Source organism: Mesorhizobium sp. ES1-6, assembly GCF_020164775.1.
Taxonomy (GTDB): Bacteria; Pseudomonadota; Alphaproteobacteria; order Rhizobiales; family Rhizobiaceae; genus Mesorhizobium.
Genome location: NZ_JAIUGU010000003.1, coordinates 575697 through 590641 on the forward strand (window position 1 = coordinate 575697; position 14945 = coordinate 590641).

Sequence of the window (14945 nt, forward strand, 5' to 3'; positions counted from 1 at the left end):
CGGGAAACTTCATGGCGAGCGGACAGAAAATTCCGGCACGGATGACGGCGATCGCGATCTCGGAACCGGGCGGGCCGCGGGTATTGAAGCCGGAGACGCGCGACGTGCCGCTGCCCGGCCCCGGCGAAATCCTGATCAAGGTGCATGCCGCCGGCGTCAACCGGCCCGACGTCCAGCAGCGCAAGGGCGCCTATCCGCCACCGCCCGGCGCATCGGACCTGCCGGGTCTCGAAGCATCGGGTGAGGTGGCGGCCCTTGGCGACGAGATATCGCGCTGGCGCATCGGGGAGCGGGTCTGCGCGCTCACGCCCGGCGGCGCCTATGCCGAATATGTCAAGGTGCATGCCGGCAGCGTGTTGCCGCTGCCGGCCGGCTTCACCCACACCGAGGCGGCGGCGGTGCCGGAAAACTACTTCACCGTCTGGCACAATGTGTTCGAGCGGGGCGGGCTGAAGAAGGGTGAGACGCTGCTGGTGCATGGTGGCTCGTCGGGCATCGGCACCACGGCGATCCAGCTTGCCTCGGCCTTCGGCGCCTATGTCATCTCCACCGCCGGCAGCAAGGAGAAGTGCGACGCCTGCCTGAAACTCGGCGCCGACCGGGCAATCAACTATCGCGAGCAGGATTTCGTCGCCGCCGTCAAGGAGGCGACCGAAGGCCGGGGCGCCAATGTCATCCTCGACATGGTCGGCGGCGATTATGTCCAGCGAAATTACGAGGCCGCGGCGGTCGAGGGCCGTATCGTGCAGATCGCCGTCCAGGCTGGCGCTGTGGCGAGCGCCGACTTTTCCAAGATCATGGTCAAGCGGCTGACCCATACGGGTTCGACGCTGAGGCCGCGCACCGTCGAATTCAAGGCGGCGATCGCGGCGGCGCTGGAGGCGCAGGTGTGGCCCCTGCTGGGCACCCGCAAGGTGGCGCCGGTCATGGACATGATCTACCCGCTCACCGATGCCTGGCGCGCGCACGAGCGGATGGAGGACGGGGATCATATCGGCAAGATCGTGCTCGACGTGGGCTAGGCCGTGCCGATATTCAGGCGAGGCCGGCCTGCGAAAGGCGGCCTCTTGCGCTTCCGGCCTTCGCCGGCCGCAGCATTCATGATAGTGGCGAGGGAGTAAGATAAGGCTTCGGCCGGCGTAGGCCGGTGCTCACGTATTTTAAGTACACTCCGCTCCGGTTCTCGGAAGCCACCATTCTCGGCTCGGCCTGACCTGAATCTCCACACGGCCGGGTTCAGCGCCCGTCGTCCCCTGCCCACAAGATGAACAGAAGCTTAATGGTGCAATGCAGCATTTGCATCATTGCCATGCAAAATCAGCCGTTCAAGTCCTCATCGATGATCACTATTTAAGCAACATCGAAACGAACCCAATTCAGGAGGACTACCATGAACCCGATCCGCGCTTTCCGTAACTGGCGCATGTACAACGAGACCGTTCGCGAGTTGAACCGCCTCAACGCACGTCAGCTCAGCGACCTCGGCATCAACCGCGCCGACATCGAACGGATCGCCCGCCAGGCGATCTGATTGCAAGCGCGACCCCGCCGCAAGGCAGGGGTCGCAATGCAGAGCCGCCGCGCACGCTTGTCGTCGCCGGTTCCGAGCCCGCTGGACCCTGTCCGGCGGGTTTTGTCTTTTGGGGGTAGTCGGCTTGAGCCACTGTCATCCCTGTCAAGCATCAGGCGGCTTGACCTCTGTTTTCAACATGGCATCTTGCCGCGCGGGGACCGGCGGCTGCGTGAGGGCGTGGTCATCACGCCGGCAGACAGGCATCGCCAGAGGCTTCCACGCCCATGTTGGATGATCTTAACGACAAGATCTACGAGGCTGCTTTCGTTCCGGACCTATGGCCGGAGGTGCTGGAAGGCATAAATAGCGTCTCCGCATCGGTGGGTGGCGCCGTGTTCCTGTTTGCCGATGAGCAGCCGGTACGCGGAAGGACGGTGCCGCTGCTGCAGGAGTTGCTGAACGAATTCCTTCTGGGCGATACGCTGCAGTTCTCCACGGCGGTCTCGCGCATGTGCGCGGTGCAGCCGGCGAGCTTCGTCGATGTCGAGGGTTTCCTGACAGCCGAGGAAATCGAGAACGACCCGATCCGGGTCCGCCTGCGCGCGCTTGGCATCGGCGCGCATACCTGTACCGCGATCCCGATGCCGAGTGGCGAACTGGCGATCTTTGTCTTCCAGCGAAGGCTTGGCGAGGGTCGCTACGACGCGGCGAGTTTCGATGTGCTCGATAGTCTGCGGCCCGCCATGGCGCGCGCCAGCCTGATCGCCGCGCGGCTTGGTCTGGAGCGCGCCAAGGGAACCGTTGCCGTCATGACCGCCATGGGGCTGCCGGCGGCCATTCTCTCGTCGAGGGGGTATGTGCTCGCCGCCAATTCGCTGTTCGAGAGCATGGGCTCGATCTTCCTGCCGGTCGCTTTTGGCGGCATGGCAATCGCCGATGCTGATGCCAATCGCCTGTTTCAGCAGGCCGTCCTGGCCGCGCGCGGGGAAACCGAACCCTCGGTACGGTCCATCCCGGTTCCGGCCGCGGCCGACAGGGCGCCACTGATCCTTCATGTTCTGCCGCTGCGCCGTTCCGCACACGAGATATTCTCGGGTGCCGACATCCTGGTCGCGGCGACGGCGGTGAACGCCAGTTCCATGGTGCCGTCGCCAACGCTGCTCGCCGGACTGTTCGACCTGACGCCAGCCGAGGCGCGCCTGGCTTCGGCGCTTTCGCAAGGGCGAACCCTGATGGAGGCGGCGGCAAGCGCCAACATCACCGTAAAGACCGGGCGAACCTATCTCGAACGGATATTCGCCAAGACCGGAACACGCCAACAGAGCCAGCTTGTCGCGCTGCTCAAGGGCACGGAGCCATTCCGCTAGCGACCGGTGCGCGGTTTCAGGCGGGTGTATCCAAAAACGTTGCGAAGCAGGCAGGGAACGGTTATACAGGCCGCGAATTTCCCATTTTGGTGGCTCTAAACCACCGCCCGCGCGGGAACGCGGGCGAACGAGAAGGATTTTTGCACATGGCCAATACGCTGCTGATGCCCAAGGCGACCGCCGTCTGGCTGGTCGACAACACCGCGCTCTCCTTCGAGCAGATCGCGCAGTTCTGCGGGCTGCATCCGCTCGAGGTCAAGGCGATCGCCGACGGCGAATCGGCGCAAGGCATCAAGGGCATGGACCCGATCATGACCGGGCAGCTGACGCGCGACGAGATCGCGCGCGCCGAGAAGGACCCGAACCAGCGCCTGAAGCTTTCCGACCCCAAGGTGCGGGTGCCGGAATCCAAGCGCAAGGGCCCGCGTTACACGCCGCTGTCGAAGCGCCAGGACCGGCCCAACGCCATTCTGTGGCTGGTGCGCAATCATCCCGAACTCAAGGACGCGCAGATTTCGCGCCTCGTCGGCACCACCAAGTCGACGATCGAGCAGATCCGCGAACGCAAGCATTGGAATTCAGCCAATCTGCAGCCGATGGACCCGGTGACGCTGGGTCTCGCCTCGCAGATCGACCTCGACATGGAAGTAAACCGCGCCTCGCGTGGCCGCGAACAGGCGCAGCCGGTCGGCGACACGCTGCTGCCGGCGGCATTGACCGAGCGGTTGGTGCCGGCGCCGGAGAAGCCGAAGGACGAGGACGCGGAGCTCGACGCCAACGCCGTCTTCGCCAAGCTGTCGGCGCTCAAGTCGAAGGACACCGATACGGACGACGAGGAATAGGCTGTTTTTCGCCTGTTCGACAAAAAAGCCCGCTTCGAGCGGGCTTTTTTGTGCGATCCGGCAAATCTCAGCTTCGCGCCGCGCGGTCCGGCGCCATGCCGTAGTCCTCGCTGCGCTCCACCGCCCGGTAGAAATCGGCGAGCTGCTTGCCGCGTTCCGGCTTGAAGATGCGGCCGGCGATGACAACCGAGGCGATGCGGTCGATGCGGAAAGCGCGAAAATCATCGCGCATCTCGCACCACGCGACCAGCGTCCACACCTTGCCCCAGAACCACAGGCCGAGCGGCCTGATGTCGCGCGCGGTACCGCGGCCGGCTTCGTCGGAATAGTCGATGGTCAGCACCTGGCGCTTTTCAACCGCGCGTTCGATCAGGTCGATCGCCTCGCGGGCGGCGTCGCTGACCACCCACATCGGCGTATGGATCTCGGTGCGGGCGATGCGGTCCTTCTCGGCGTCGGGCAACACGGCACCGATCTTGACCAGCGCCTCGTCGGCGGCGCGCGCCATGGCGGCACCGCCGAAGGCGCGCACCATGCGGGCGCCGGCGACCAGCGCCACGATCTCGTCACGCGTGAACATCAGCGGCGGAAGGTCGAAACCCTCCCTCATCATGTAGCCAACGCCAGCCTCCCCGTCGATCGGCACTCCGGTCGACTGCAGGTCGGCTATGTCGCGATAGATCGTTCGCTCGGAAACCTCGAGCCATGTGCCGAGCTTCTGGGCGGTGACCAGACGGCCACCACGCAGATGCTGCACGATCTGAAAGAGCCTGTCGGCGCGGCGCATCGTTTGCTTCCCCAGTGTTTTCCCTATGCATGCCGTGGCTCCCGGACCGGATCCACTTCCAAACGGCATGCATTATGGTTTCAGCCCTTCGCGCTTGCGCTGCGCGGCAACGAATTCCGCGCCAAAGGACAATTTCCTCGTTGTCGGCGTCTTCTCATCGAGCACGCGCCAGAAGGGGGCGACGTCGCTCAGCGTCATGCCGCACTCAAGATCCTCGTTGGCGGCTTCGGCAACCGTGCGCAGATGATAGCCTATCGTGACCGGGCATGTCACTTCGGCGCCATGCTCGACGGCCAGCGCGGTGCGCAGCGCGCGAACATCCATTTCGACGCCTTCGGGGATCGAGCGGATGAAATCATCGACCTGGCGCGCGGTCGGCACCAGCATCGGCTGGCCCTCGACGACGTCGCCCATCGTGCGCGGCGTTGGTTTCACGCCATTGATACCAGGCGTGTTCAGCCTGTCGTTCCAGCTTTTCATCGATCGTCCTCTCGGCCGGCCATGCGCATTGTCACCATCGCACGCCGTTCCTGACAGCATACTGTCAGGAGGCTTCAGCATATTCCTTGGCGAACAGCGCCCGCATCCGCGCGAGATCGCTGCTTTTTTCGGGATAGAGCGATTGCAAAAAGGCAAGGGCAAAGGTGCCGGGCGCCAAACCCGGCGCGGACACGATTTTGCCATCGGCCACGGCATGCGGTACGTCCTGATAATTGCCGTCGCCGGCATAGCCGGCTTCGTGGCGGTTGATCCAGTCACGGCCGTTGCTGGTGTGCCTGGCGTTCTCGAAAAGGCCGGCGCGGGCCAGGGCCAGCGTCCCGGCGCAGATGCCGCCGACCACACCGTCGCGCGTTGCGACGGCGCTTAGCAATCCAGCGACATCCGGCGCGGCCTTCGCCGCCCATTGGTCGGAACCGATGACGGCGATAGCATCGAGATCGGCATTCTCATCAACGCTGGCCGAGCGGTCCGGCGTTAGTCGAAAGCCGCTGATTCCGGTCACCGGCTTGCCGCCAGGCGTCAAGGACACCGCCCGGGCCTCGAACCATTCAACCGCCGAGGCCGCCAGCAGCCCATATTCCCAGTCGGCGAAACCCTCGATGAAAAGAAAGCCGATTGTCTTGCTGTCGGGCATGAGCTCGCTCCATCCCTCGCGCGCCGGACCTGATATCTGGGTGCTGACGGATCAGCCTCCAACCGCCGGCTTGAAAATTCTGCCTCAATTGCCGTGATGGCGACGCTCGGCATACATGTCGGGCCAGCCGATATCCTTGCGAATGTCGGCGGGCAGCGCGTTCATGAACCGCTGGGTGCGGATCTCGTTGCGCATCGTGCGGATCTTGCCGACATAGTGCTGCATGCCACGCAGAATGGTGTAACCGTTCATGACCTGTCTCCTCTCTCTAACTGGAGGCAGTATCGCATACCCCTCCTGACAGCAGTCTGTCAGGAGGATGTCAGCTCCAGCGATGGCAGTTCCGTTCCTGTCGTGACGCGGCAAGCGCTCGCGGATTGTTCACTCACGGAGAGCTAATCGAGCTCGTATTGTTCATCCTGGCATGACGGACTGTCGGGATAAGCGGCCTTCAGCGGCGTGACCGGAGTTCTGATATGAAGGGAGAAAATTCTTCCCCAAAAACAAGGGAGACGACCATGAGCATGCAACTGACAGGGCTCCACCATCTGACTGCCATCACGGCCAATGCGCCCGGCAATCTTCATTTCTACACCAAGGTACTGGGCCTGCGGCTGGTCAAGAAGACGGTAAACCAGGACGATACCTCGGCCTATCACCTCTTTTATGCCGACGGCGAGGCAACGCCGGGCACCGACCTGACTTTCTTCGATTGGCCAATCGGCCGCGAACGGCGCGGCACGCACAGCATCGCGCGGACCAGCCTCAGGGTCGGCGGCGAGGAGAGCCTTGCCTGGTGGAAGCAGCACCTTGCCAGCGAAGGCGTCGTGACAGGAGAGATTGCCGATATCGGCGGCTACAAATCGCTGGATTTCGAGGACCCCGAAGGCCAGCGGCTGCGGCTCGTCAGCGATGGCGGAAAGGGCGGCAGCCATCCCTGGGCGCAAAGCCCGGTGCCGGCCGAGCATCAGATCCGCGGACTCGGGCCGATCGTCATCAGTGTCCCCGACATCACCAACACCGAGGCGGTGCTGACCAAAGTGATGAACATGCGCAAGATACGCGACTATGCCTCGCCCGACGGCGAGGGCCAGGTCCACGTCTTCGAAATGGGCGCGGGCGGGCCGGCGGCGGAGCTTCATGTCGCCGTGCAGCCTGGGCTGGCACCCGCAAGGCAGGGCGCCGGTGCGGTTCACCACGTCGCCTTCAGGGCGCCCGACCAGGAGACGCTGCATCAATGGACGGCGCGCCTGGCGGAATTCCGGCTGCCGTCGAGCGGCGAGGTCGAGCGCTACTATTTCCGCTCGCTCTATTTCCGCGAGCCGAACGGCATCCTGTTCGAGATCGCCACCGACGGGCCGGGGTTCACCGCCGACGAGCCGCTGGAAACGCTGGGGGAAAGCCTCGCCCTGCCGCCCTTCCTCGAACCGAAGCGTGCTTCGATCGAGGCCGGCCTCAAGCCGCTGAAGTAGATCGCTGCGCGGTTAAGCGGCGCCGCGTCCCGGTTCGGGATCGCGGCGCCTTTTCTTTCCGGAGACCGAACGAACCGCTTTGACAGGTGGCGGCGTTGCTGGTCAAAGGCGGCATGACGAAACTCCTCGCCCTTGTCATCGTCGGGTTCATGGTCATCCAGTTGATCAAGCCGCTCGGCTGGCCCGGGCTCAAGCGTCGCGGCGATTTCTGGAAATTGGCATTGCTCGCCATGGCAGCGATCTCGCTGGCGGCCGTGCTCGGGCATCTGACATAGGCCAGCACCTACCGTCGGCTTTCAGTCTCCAAGCACGGGGCCGACGAGATGCTCGGCCCAGGCCCGGTAGCCGGCCTCCGAGGCATGAAACCCGTCGGAGGCAAAACCGGCTTCGGGATTGGTGATCGGCAGGCGTGGCGCCGGCACCGCGCCGCGTTCCAGGCACAGCCGTTCACCCATCCGGTTCATCGCTGTGGCACGGATTTCGAGAATCTCGCCGAGCAGCGACGGCATGGCCGGCGCCCGCGTGAACTCCAGCACCGGCGACCAGACAACGCGCGCCTCCGGCCATTTGGCGCGCAACGCGTAGAGCAGGCCGCCGAACTCCTTCTTGAAGCGCGGCACGGAATGGAAATTCTTGGTGTCGTTGGTGCCGATGGCGAGCACGATATGTGTCCACGGATCGGCCGACAGGTTGGGCAGCACATGGTCGCGGATCTGGCCCGATGTCGCCGAATTGAAGCCGGCGGCGCGCCAGCGCACGGCGCTGCCGGTGCGCTGCGCAATCAGCGTGGCGAGCTGCGCGGCAAGGCCGTTTTCGGAATTGCCGATGCCGACCGAGGCGGCGGAGGAATCACCCAGCACCAGCAGCGAGATCACCGGGGCCTTGCCCGCGATCTCATGCATGACCGGTCCCTGCGCCGGCAGCATGCGCGAAGTGCGGCGACGCACGCCCAACCCCTGCCAGACATAGACGGGGAAAGCGAGCCAGGTGAGGACGGTCGGGAAACGCATGGGCTAACCGTAAAATGACCAGCGGCAGCCTTAGCGCATGTTGCGGCCGGGGTGAACGGATTGCTGCATCACCCGGAGATGACCTTCGGTCATGCGCCGCCAGACCGCGACCTGTTTTCGTACTCGTCGTGTAGTCGTACCCAATCCATCGATGTCCTGTAGGGACCGGGTTCGTCCCGGCCTTTCGGCGCCATGTCGAGATATTGATAAGCGCCGATGAGCTGCTCGCTGCCGCGAGCGCGCGACATGAAGGTCAGGAAAATGTCGCCGGTCTCGTCCCTGTAGAAGACGGTGGTGCCGGGCAGGTCCTTCGACGTCGTGACAGGTGTTTCGAAATTGTAGACAGCTTCGCCCGACGCGAGCTGCCGGTCGGTGAAGGACACCTGCATGTCGAAGTTGAAATCCGAGGCGTAGGATGACATCCAGTCGAATTTCCAGCCCATGCGCTGCTTGTAAGGCAGCAGCTCGGCGAGCGGCGCGCGCGCGATCACGACAAGCGACACGTCATGATGCCTGAGGTGCTGGTTGGCCCCATCGATGTGGTCGGCGACGAAGGCACAGCTCTCACAGTGATGCGTCGAGCCCGGCGCGAACACGAAATGGTAGACGATCAACTGGCTGCGGCCGGCGAAGAGATCGGCCAGCTTCCTCGGTCCCTGCTCCGTCTCGAAGACATAGTCCTTCCGGATCTTCAGCCAAGGCAATTCACGCCGCTCCGCCGCGACACGCTCGCGAAGCCGGGTCAGTTCCTTCTCCCGGGCCAGATGGGCCTTGTGCGCCTGAAACCAGTCTTCACGCGAAACGACCTTGTTGCGATGCATATGCCTCTCCCTGTCGATCACCCCCAAGGACGTTCGGGATGGGCGTAATCCGACATCGCCGCCGAAAACACCGGAGAGGACATAAGGATGGTCGGGCGCTATCCCAAGCTCTGGCCCAATCCTTGGGTGCTGCAAACAAAACCCGGGCACATGGCCCGGGTCCGGATGCGAAAAGAGAGGCTGGGCTCAGGCGGCGGTCTCCAAGGCCGGCTGCCATTTTCCGAGCGCGGCCAGATAATTCATGTGGGCGCGGTGGGTGAAGGCGGCCTGGCCGGCGGCGATGTTCGAGGCCTTGCCGCTCCAGGCCTTCTGCGGCGCGGCCTGCAGCGCGCGGCCATAGGAGAAGGTCAGCTTCCACGGATGCGGACCGATGGCGTTGATGGCGTTGAGGTTGGCGGTCGCCTCCTCGTCCTCCTGGCCGCCGGAGAGGAAGGCGATGCCCGGCACCGCCGCCGGCACCGTCTCGCGGAACAGTTTTATGGTCATTTCGGCGACCTTTTCGGGACTGTCCACCGTGCCCGACTTCTTGCCCGACAGCACCATGTTGGGTTTCAAAATCGTGCCTTCCAGAACCACGCGTGCCGCGTAGAGCTCGTTGTAGAGCTTAAGCAAAGTCATCTTGCTGATCTCGTAGCACGTGTCGATCGAATGGGCGCCGTCCATCAGCACTTCCGGTTCGACGATCGGCACGATGCCGGCTTCCTGGCAAAGGGCGGCGTAGCGGGCCAGCGCGTGGGTGTTGGAACCGATGGAGGTCGCCGACGGCACGCCCTTGGCGGTGTCGATGTCGATCACCGCGCGCCATTTGGCGAAGCGGGCGCCGAGTTTATAATAGTCGGCAAGGCGCTCGCGCAGGCCGTCGAGGCCTTCGGTGATGGTGTCACCGGGAAAGCCGGCCAGCGGCTTGGCGCCGGCATCGACCTTGATGCCGGGGATGGCGCCCGCCGCCTTGATGATATCGACCAGCGGCGTACCGTCGGCGGCATTCTGGCGGATGGTCTCGTCATAGAGGATGACGCCGGAAATGTACTTGGTCATCGCGTCCTTGGCGCGGAACATCATCTCGCGATAGTCGCGGCGGCTGTCGGCGGTCGATTCGACCCCGATGACGTCGAAGCGCTTCTTGATGGTGCCGGAGCTTTCGTCGGCGGCCAGCAGGCCTTTGCCGTTGGCCACGATCGCGGCGGCAATGTCTTCGAGACGTTCGCTCATTTTGCTTCTCCTCAAGGGTCTGTTCCGCGCTTAACGGAACTCTACCGCCAAAGGAATGGCGCCGGGAAGCTCGAATCGATTGAAAGTCGCCGGCGCTGCCGCCGGCTCTACTTGAGTTGATCGGACCGTCTGCCTTGGCTGCCGAACGCCTCAGCGCTTCAGCACGTCGACGCCGGGCAACGGCTTGCCTTCCATCCACTCCAGGAAGGCGCCGCCGGCGGTCGAGACATAAGTAAAATCGTCGGCGACACCGGCGTGGTTGAGGGCGGCCACCGTGTCGCCGCCGCCGGCGACGGAGACCAGTTTGCCGGCCTTGGTGCGCGCCGCCGCGTGCTTGGCCGCCGCCACCGTCGCATGGTCGAACGGCTCGATCTCGAAGGCGCCGAGCGGACCGTTCCAGACCAGCGTCGCGGCGCGGTCGATCCATTCGCCGATCGTCGTCACGGTCTTTTCGCCGACATCGAGGATCATGCCATCGGCCGGCACGTCGGAGATGGCGACGGTCTCGCAGGCCGCACCCGCCTTGAATTCCCTGGCGACGACCCCGTCAACCGGCAGGATGATGGCGCAGCCGGCCTCGGCCGCCTCGATCATGATCTGCTTGGCGGTCGGGGCAAGGTCATGCTCGCACAGCGACTTGCCGACATCTGTGCCGCGCGCGGCGAGGAAGGTGTTGGCCATGCCGCCGCCGATGACCAGCGCGTCGACCTTCTTCACCAGGTTCATCAACAGGTCGATCTTGGTCGAGACCTTGGCGCCGCCGACAATGGCGACGACCGGACGCACCGGATTGCCCAGACCCTTCTCCAGCGCTTCGAGTTCGGCCTGCATGGTGCGGCCGGCAAAGGAGGGCAACAGGCGCGCCAGGCCTTCCGTCGAGGCGTGCGCCCGGTGGGCCGCTGAAAAGGCGTCGTTGACGAAGATGTCGCCATTGGCGGCGAGCCGTTCGGTAAAGGCGGGGTCGTTCTTCTCCTCGGCCTTGTAGAAGCGGGTGTTTTCCAAGAGCAGCACGTCGCCCTTGTCCATGGCGGCGACAGCGCTGCCCGCCGTGTCGCCGACGCAATCCGAGGCGAAGCCGACGGGGCGGCCGAGCACCTGCGCGGTGGCTTTGGCGATCGGCTCCAGCGAGAATTCGGGCGAGGGGCCATCCTTGGGTCGGCCGAAATGGGCAAGCAGGATGACCTTGGCGCCCTTGCCGGACAATTCGGCGATGGTCGGCGCGATGCGCTCGATGCGGGTGGCGTCGGTGACCTTGCCGTCGGCGACGGGAACGTTGAGGTCGACGCGAACCAGCACGCGCTTGCCGCTGATGTTGCCGATATCGTCCAGAGTCTTGAAGGCAGCCATGCTGGTCCCTTTCCCTTAAAGCGTGTCGCGCCGAAGCCGATTCATGCGACGCGCTTCAGATCGTTGTTTTGATGCATGTCGTTCTCCCAAACCGAGGTCACTTTTGGGCGACATGCATTAGAAATCGCCGGGACCATACCTCGCATCAATGACGATGCAAGGCTTTGGCTGGGGTCGGATGCGAAATTTGAGACGGGCGGGAACATAGTCCGTGAAGACCAACCGGCATATGCCAGGCTGTGTAAACGATCGTCCTGTCAGCTTTCGGTCGATGCCTTCTCGACCGCAGGCTCGGGGACCTCCGTCCCTGTCGTCACCCGCGCCTCGGCCGGCTTGCGCCAGTTGCGGATAAAGGCACTCAGTCGGTCGCCCATCTCGCCGGCGCTGAGGAAGACAGGCACGCGTGCCACCGGCGCGGTCGGCTCGAAGGACAGGCCGAGCCCGGTGATTTTGCCCTTGTCGTCGACGTCGCGCACAATCAGTTCGATCGGGCCGAGCAGCACGCGGTCGGCATATTCGGCATGGCCGCCGAGCCGCGCCGTGACCAGCGCGCCGACGGTTTGTTTCTGCTCGGCCTCGGTGAGACCGGGCGCGTAGGCGGCTTCCAGTTCGGCGGCGGAGCGAGCCGGGTCGACGGCGAAGGCGCCAAAGAAATCGGCATCCTCCGGGTCGACGACCGCCCGGCTGGCGAACAGCTTGTCGAGCAGGCGCGGATAGCGGTCGGGCACGAAGATGTAGACCTGATCGCCGGCTGCGAGCCGGCCCATGTCCTGGAAACGCATCGAGCGGCCGTCACGCAGCACCAGCGAGGGCCGCGCCCAGCGCGGGATGCGCTCGCCGCGCGCCACGGGGCTGCCCGGCGCGACACGATAGGCAAGGAGTTCGTGATGGGCGGAGCCGGGCAGTTCCAGCTCGACCTTGTCCAGCGGCCCGAGCCGCGCCGGCACGATCAGGCCGAGGCGACGCGCCAGCGGGCCGACGGTCCAGCCCTGGATGACCAGTGACACCAGAACGATGATGAAGGCGGCGTTGAAGATGGTGCGGCCGTTCTCCAGCCCTCCGAGCAGTGGCGTGATGGCGAGCAGGATGGATACGGCGCCGCGCAGGCCGACCCAGGAGACGAAGGCGACTTCGGGACGCGGCAGGCGGAATGGGATCAGGCAGAGCCACACGGCGACAGGGCGGGCGACGAACATCAGGAACAGGCCAAGCGCTATCGCAGGCACCATGATCGCCGGAAATTGCGAGGGCGTCGCGAACAGGCCGAGGATGAGGAACATGATGATCTGCGCCAGCCACGACATGCCGTCCTGGAAGCGCTTCAGAATGGTGACGGCGCGGATGTCGGAATTGCCGGCGATCAGGCCGGCTATATAGACCGCCAGGAAGCCGGAGCCGCCAATCGCGCCGGCGGCGGCAAAGACCATCAGCGACAGGGTCAGCACGAAGATCGGCAGCAGGCCATGGTCGAGGTTGAGCCGATCGACCAAGCGCACGATGGCGAGGCCGCCAAGCGCGCCGACGATGGCGCCGAGGCCCATGTTGACGAGGAAGCCGAGGATCAGATTGGTGACCAGGACATTGGCTTCGGGATTGGCGTGGGCGGCGATGATCTCGACCAGCGTGATGGTCAGGAAGATGGCGATCGGATCGTTGGTGCCGGATTCCACCTCGAGCGTGGAGCGCACGCGCTCGCGCAGATTGATCTCGCCGGCGCGCAGCAGGAAGAACACCGCCGCCGCGTCGGTCGAGGCGACAGCGGCGCCGAGCAGGAAGGATTCCAGCCAGCTGAGGTCGAGCAGATAGTAGGCGGCGGCGCCGAACAGTCCGGTGGTGAGAAGCACGCCGAAGGTCGCCAGCGACAGGGCCGGCCCGGCCGCCTGCCGCAAGGCGTTGAGCGGCGTGCCGAAGCCAGAATCGAACAGGATGACCGCCAGCGCCAGTGAGCCGGCAAAATAGGCGATACGGGCATTGTCGAACTGAATGCCGAGGCCGTCGGTTCCGGTGGCGAGCCCGATGCACAGAAACAGGAGCAGGAGGGGCGCGCCAAAGCGGAAGGCGATCAGGCTCGAAAACGCGGCGGCGACAACCAGCGCCGTGCCGACCAGCGTAACGAGATAGATCGCATGCTCCATCCGTGATTTGCCCCTCGAATTCCTCTGCCTGCTGGCTTTACGGGAGAGTGGGGCGAAGGCGTGACCAGTGCAAGGCGGGAGGGTGGTTTTTTGCCCCGCGCCGCTGACTTTCGCGTTGCTGCTTCGGCAAACGAAAACGCCCGGACGAAGCCGGGCGTTTCAAGTGTCGAGAAGACGGATCCTGAATCAGGCGATGGTCTTGCCGAACGCGACCGCGGTGTCGCCCATGCGGTTGGAGAAGCCCCACTCATTGTCGTACCACGACAGCACCGAGACGAAGTTGCCGTCCATCACCTTGGTCTGGTCGAGCGCCAGGATCGAAGAGCGCGGATCGTGGTTGAAGTCGATCGACACGTTCGGATGATGGGTGACGCCGAGGATACCCTTCAGCTTGCCGTTGGAAGCAGCGATGACCGCTTCGTTGATCTCCTGCACGGTGGTCGAGCGCTTGGCGATGAACTTGAAGTCGACGACCGAGACGTTCGGCGTCGGCACGCGGATCGAGATACCGTCGAGCTTGCCCTTGAGGTCGGGCAGGACGAGGCCGATGGCCTTGGCGGCGCCGGTCGAGGTCGGAATCTGCGACAGGGCGGCGGCGCGGGCGCGGTAGAGATCCTTGTGCATGGTGTCCAGCGTCGGCTGGTCGCCCGTGTAGGAATGGATCGTCGTCATCATGCCCTTTTCGATGCCGACCGTCTCGTGCAGGACGGCCGCCAGCGGCGCCAGACAGTTTGTGGTGCAGGACGCGTTCGAGATGACGATGTGGTCCTTGGTCAGCTTGTCGTGGTTGATGCCGTAGACGACGGTCAAGTCAGCGCCGTCGGCGGGCGCCGAGACCAGCACGCGCTTGGCGCCGGCGGTCAGGTGCGCGGCGGCCTTGTCGCGGGCGGTGAAGATGCCGGTGCATTCGAGCGCGATGTCGACGCCGAGTTCCTTCCACGGCAACTGGGTCGGATCCTTGATCGCGGTGACCTTGAATTTTTCCTTGCCGACGGTGATCTGGTCGCCGGAAACCGACACTTCATGCGGGAAGCGGCCGTGCACGCTGTCGTAGCGCAGCAGATGGGCGTTGGTCTCGACCGGGCCGAGATCGTTGACGGCGACGACATCGATATCCTTGCGGCCGGACTCATGGATGGCGCGCAGGATGTTGCGGCCGATGCGGCCAAATCCGTTGATGGCAACTCTGACGGTCATTGTTCTCTCCCTGGGAGCTGGAAGGCAGATGATTGGTCCGCAGCTTCATAGCGGCGGACGGGCGAAGAATCCAGCCATCGAGGGCATGGATTAAATCGATTAGGTTG

The 14945-nt window shown here is 64.4% G+C and carries 16 protein-coding genes; 6 read left to right on the forward strand and 10 right to left on the reverse strand.

Features of this window, described 5'->3' with window-relative positions; genetic code table 11:
* Positions 1-11: 11 nt before the first annotated feature.
* The 4 genes from LB564_RS11670 (at position 12) to LB564_RS11685 (ending at position 3722) form a co-directional block, all read left to right on the forward strand.
* On the forward strand, positions 12-1022 hold the full coding sequence (locus LB564_RS11670) for an NAD(P)H-quinone oxidoreductase (RefSeq protein WP_224537674.1): 1011 nt from the start codon (positions 12-14) through the stop codon (positions 1020-1022).
* 368 nt (positions 1023-1390) lie between these two features.
* A complete protein-coding gene (locus tag LB564_RS11675) occupies positions 1391-1531 on the forward strand; it encodes a DUF1127 domain-containing protein (RefSeq protein WP_064987068.1) in 141 nt (46 codons plus the stop codon).
* Between the two features lie 266 nt (positions 1532-1797).
* Positions 1798-2880, forward strand: coding sequence for a helix-turn-helix transcriptional regulator (locus LB564_RS11680; protein ID WP_224537676.1), 1083 nt, complete (start codon positions 1798-1800; stop codon positions 2878-2880).
* 146 nt (positions 2881-3026) lie between these two features.
* Positions 3027-3722: a DUF1013 domain-containing protein gene (locus LB564_RS11685; protein ID WP_015315358.1), complete on the forward strand. Its 696-nt coding sequence runs from the start codon at positions 3027-3029 to the stop codon at positions 3720-3722.
* Positions 3723-3789: 67 nt separating this feature from the next.
* Here the strand turns inward: LB564_RS11685 and LB564_RS11690 are convergent, their stop codons facing one another.
* The 4 genes from LB564_RS11690 to LB564_RS11705 all read right to left on the reverse strand — a co-directional run bounded on the left by LB564_RS11690 (position 3790) and on the right by LB564_RS11705 (position 5896).
* On the reverse strand, positions 3790-4509 hold the full coding sequence (locus LB564_RS11690) for a helix-turn-helix transcriptional regulator (RefSeq protein WP_013529238.1): 720 nt from the start codon (positions 4507-4509) through the stop codon (positions 3790-3792).
* 72 nt (positions 4510-4581) lie between these two features.
* Positions 4582-4989, reverse strand: a complete 408-nt coding sequence (locus tag LB564_RS11695) for a hypothetical protein (RefSeq protein ID WP_224537679.1) — start codon at positions 4987-4989, stop codon at positions 4582-4584.
* Between the two features lie 64 nt (positions 4990-5053).
* Entirely contained in the window at positions 5054-5644 is a 591-nt protein-coding gene (locus LB564_RS11700) for a DJ-1/PfpI family protein (RefSeq protein ID WP_224537681.1), read from the reverse strand.
* A gap of 84 nt (positions 5645-5728) precedes the next feature.
* Positions 5729-5896: a hypothetical protein gene (locus tag LB564_RS11705; RefSeq protein ID WP_224537683.1), complete on the reverse strand. Its 168-nt coding sequence runs from the start codon at positions 5894-5896 to the stop codon at positions 5729-5731.
* Between the two features lie 266 nt (positions 5897-6162).
* Between LB564_RS11705 and LB564_RS11710 the strand changes: the two genes are divergently transcribed.
* Both LB564_RS11710 and LB564_RS11715 read left to right on the forward strand, forming a co-directional pair.
* Entirely contained in the window at positions 6163-7116 is a 954-nt protein-coding gene (locus tag LB564_RS11710) for a ring-cleaving dioxygenase (protein ID WP_224537686.1), read from the forward strand.
* Positions 7117-7229: 113 nt separating this feature from the next.
* Positions 7230-7391: a hypothetical protein gene (locus LB564_RS11715; protein ID WP_140707978.1), complete on the forward strand. Its 162-nt coding sequence runs from the start codon at positions 7230-7232 to the stop codon at positions 7389-7391.
* A gap of 21 nt (positions 7392-7412) precedes the next feature.
* Here the strand turns inward: LB564_RS11715 and LB564_RS11720 are convergent, their stop codons facing one another.
* The 6 genes from LB564_RS11720 to gap form a co-directional block, all read right to left on the reverse strand.
* The gene (locus LB564_RS11720; RefSeq protein WP_224537688.1) at positions 7413-8126 is read right to left on the reverse strand and encodes an SGNH/GDSL hydrolase family protein; all 714 of its coding nucleotides are present in this window, start codon (positions 8124-8126) and stop codon (positions 7413-7415) included.
* A gap of 89 nt (positions 8127-8215) precedes the next feature.
* Positions 8216-8947 carry a DUF899 domain-containing protein gene (locus LB564_RS11725; RefSeq protein ID WP_224537690.1) on the reverse strand — a complete coding sequence of 244 codons (732 nt, stop codon included), beginning with the start codon at positions 8945-8947 and terminating at the stop codon, positions 8216-8218.
* A gap of 186 nt (positions 8948-9133) precedes the next feature.
* Positions 9134-10159, reverse strand: coding sequence for a class I fructose-bisphosphate aldolase (locus LB564_RS11730; protein ID WP_224537692.1), 1026 nt, complete (start codon positions 10157-10159; stop codon positions 9134-9136).
* A gap of 150 nt (positions 10160-10309) precedes the next feature.
* Entirely contained in the window at positions 10310-11506 is a 1197-nt protein-coding gene (locus LB564_RS11735; RefSeq protein WP_224537694.1) for a phosphoglycerate kinase, read from the reverse strand.
* Between the two features lie 257 nt (positions 11507-11763).
* Positions 11764-13641, reverse strand: a complete 1878-nt coding sequence (locus tag LB564_RS11740) for a potassium/proton antiporter (RefSeq protein ID WP_224537697.1) — start codon at positions 13639-13641, stop codon at positions 11764-11766.
* A 186-nt stretch (positions 13642-13827) separates the two neighbouring features.
* Positions 13828-14838: a type I glyceraldehyde-3-phosphate dehydrogenase gene (gene gap, locus LB564_RS11745; protein WP_224537699.1), complete on the reverse strand. Its 1011-nt coding sequence runs from the start codon at positions 14836-14838 to the stop codon at positions 13828-13830.
* Between the last annotated feature and the right edge of the window lie 107 nt (positions 14839-14945).

Bases quoted from the DNA above. Each gene is read 5' to 3' on its own strand.
- LB564_RS11695 (WP_224537679.1), bottom strand. From the start codon at position 4,989: ATGAAAAGCTGGAACGACAGGCTGAACACGCCTGGTATCAATGGCGTG.
- gap (WP_224537699.1), bottom strand. From the start codon at position 14,838: ATGACCGTCAGAGTTGCCATCAACGGATTTGGCCGCATCGGCCGCAAC.
- LB564_RS11720 (WP_224537688.1), bottom strand. From the start codon at position 8,126: ATGCGTTTCCCGACCGTCCTCACCTGGCTCGCTTTCCCCGTCTATGTC.
- LB564_RS11690 (WP_013529238.1), bottom strand. From the start codon at position 4,509: ATGCGCCGCGCCGACAGGCTCTTTCAGATCGTGCAGCATCTGCGTGGT.
- LB564_RS11670 (WP_224537674.1), top strand. From the start codon at position 12: ATGGCGAGCGGACAGAAAATTCCGGCACGGATGACGGCGATCGCGATC.
- LB564_RS11740 (WP_224537697.1), bottom strand. From the start codon at position 13,641: ATGGAGCATGCGATCTATCTCGTTACGCTGGTCGGCACGGCGCTGGTT.
- LB564_RS11735 (WP_224537694.1), bottom strand. From the start codon at position 11,506: ATGGCTGCCTTCAAGACTCTGGACGATATCGGCAACATCAGCGGCAAG.
- LB564_RS11725 (WP_224537690.1), bottom strand. From the start codon at position 8,947: ATGCATCGCAACAAGGTCGTTTCGCGTGAAGACTGGTTTCAGGCGCAC.
- LB564_RS11710 (WP_224537686.1), top strand. From the start codon at position 6,163: ATGAGCATGCAACTGACAGGGCTCCACCATCTGACTGCCATCACGGCC.
- LB564_RS11700 (WP_224537681.1), bottom strand. From the start codon at position 5,644: ATGCCCGACAGCAAGACAATCGGCTTTCTTTTCATCGAGGGTTTCGCC.
- LB564_RS11680 (WP_224537676.1), top strand. From the start codon at position 1,798: ATGTTGGATGATCTTAACGACAAGATCTACGAGGCTGCTTTCGTTCCG.
- LB564_RS11730 (WP_224537692.1), bottom strand. From the start codon at position 10,159: ATGAGCGAACGTCTCGAAGACATTGCCGCCGCGATCGTGGCCAACGGC.
- LB564_RS11685 (WP_015315358.1), top strand. From the start codon at position 3,027: ATGGCCAATACGCTGCTGATGCCCAAGGCGACCGCCGTCTGGCTGGTC.
- LB564_RS11715 (WP_140707978.1), top strand. From the start codon at position 7,230: ATGACGAAACTCCTCGCCCTTGTCATCGTCGGGTTCATGGTCATCCAG.
- LB564_RS11705 (WP_224537683.1), bottom strand. From the start codon at position 5,896: ATGAACGGTTACACCATTCTGCGTGGCATGCAGCACTATGTCGGCAAG.
- LB564_RS11675 (WP_064987068.1), top strand. From the start codon at position 1,391: ATGAACCCGATCCGCGCTTTCCGTAACTGGCGCATGTACAACGAGACC.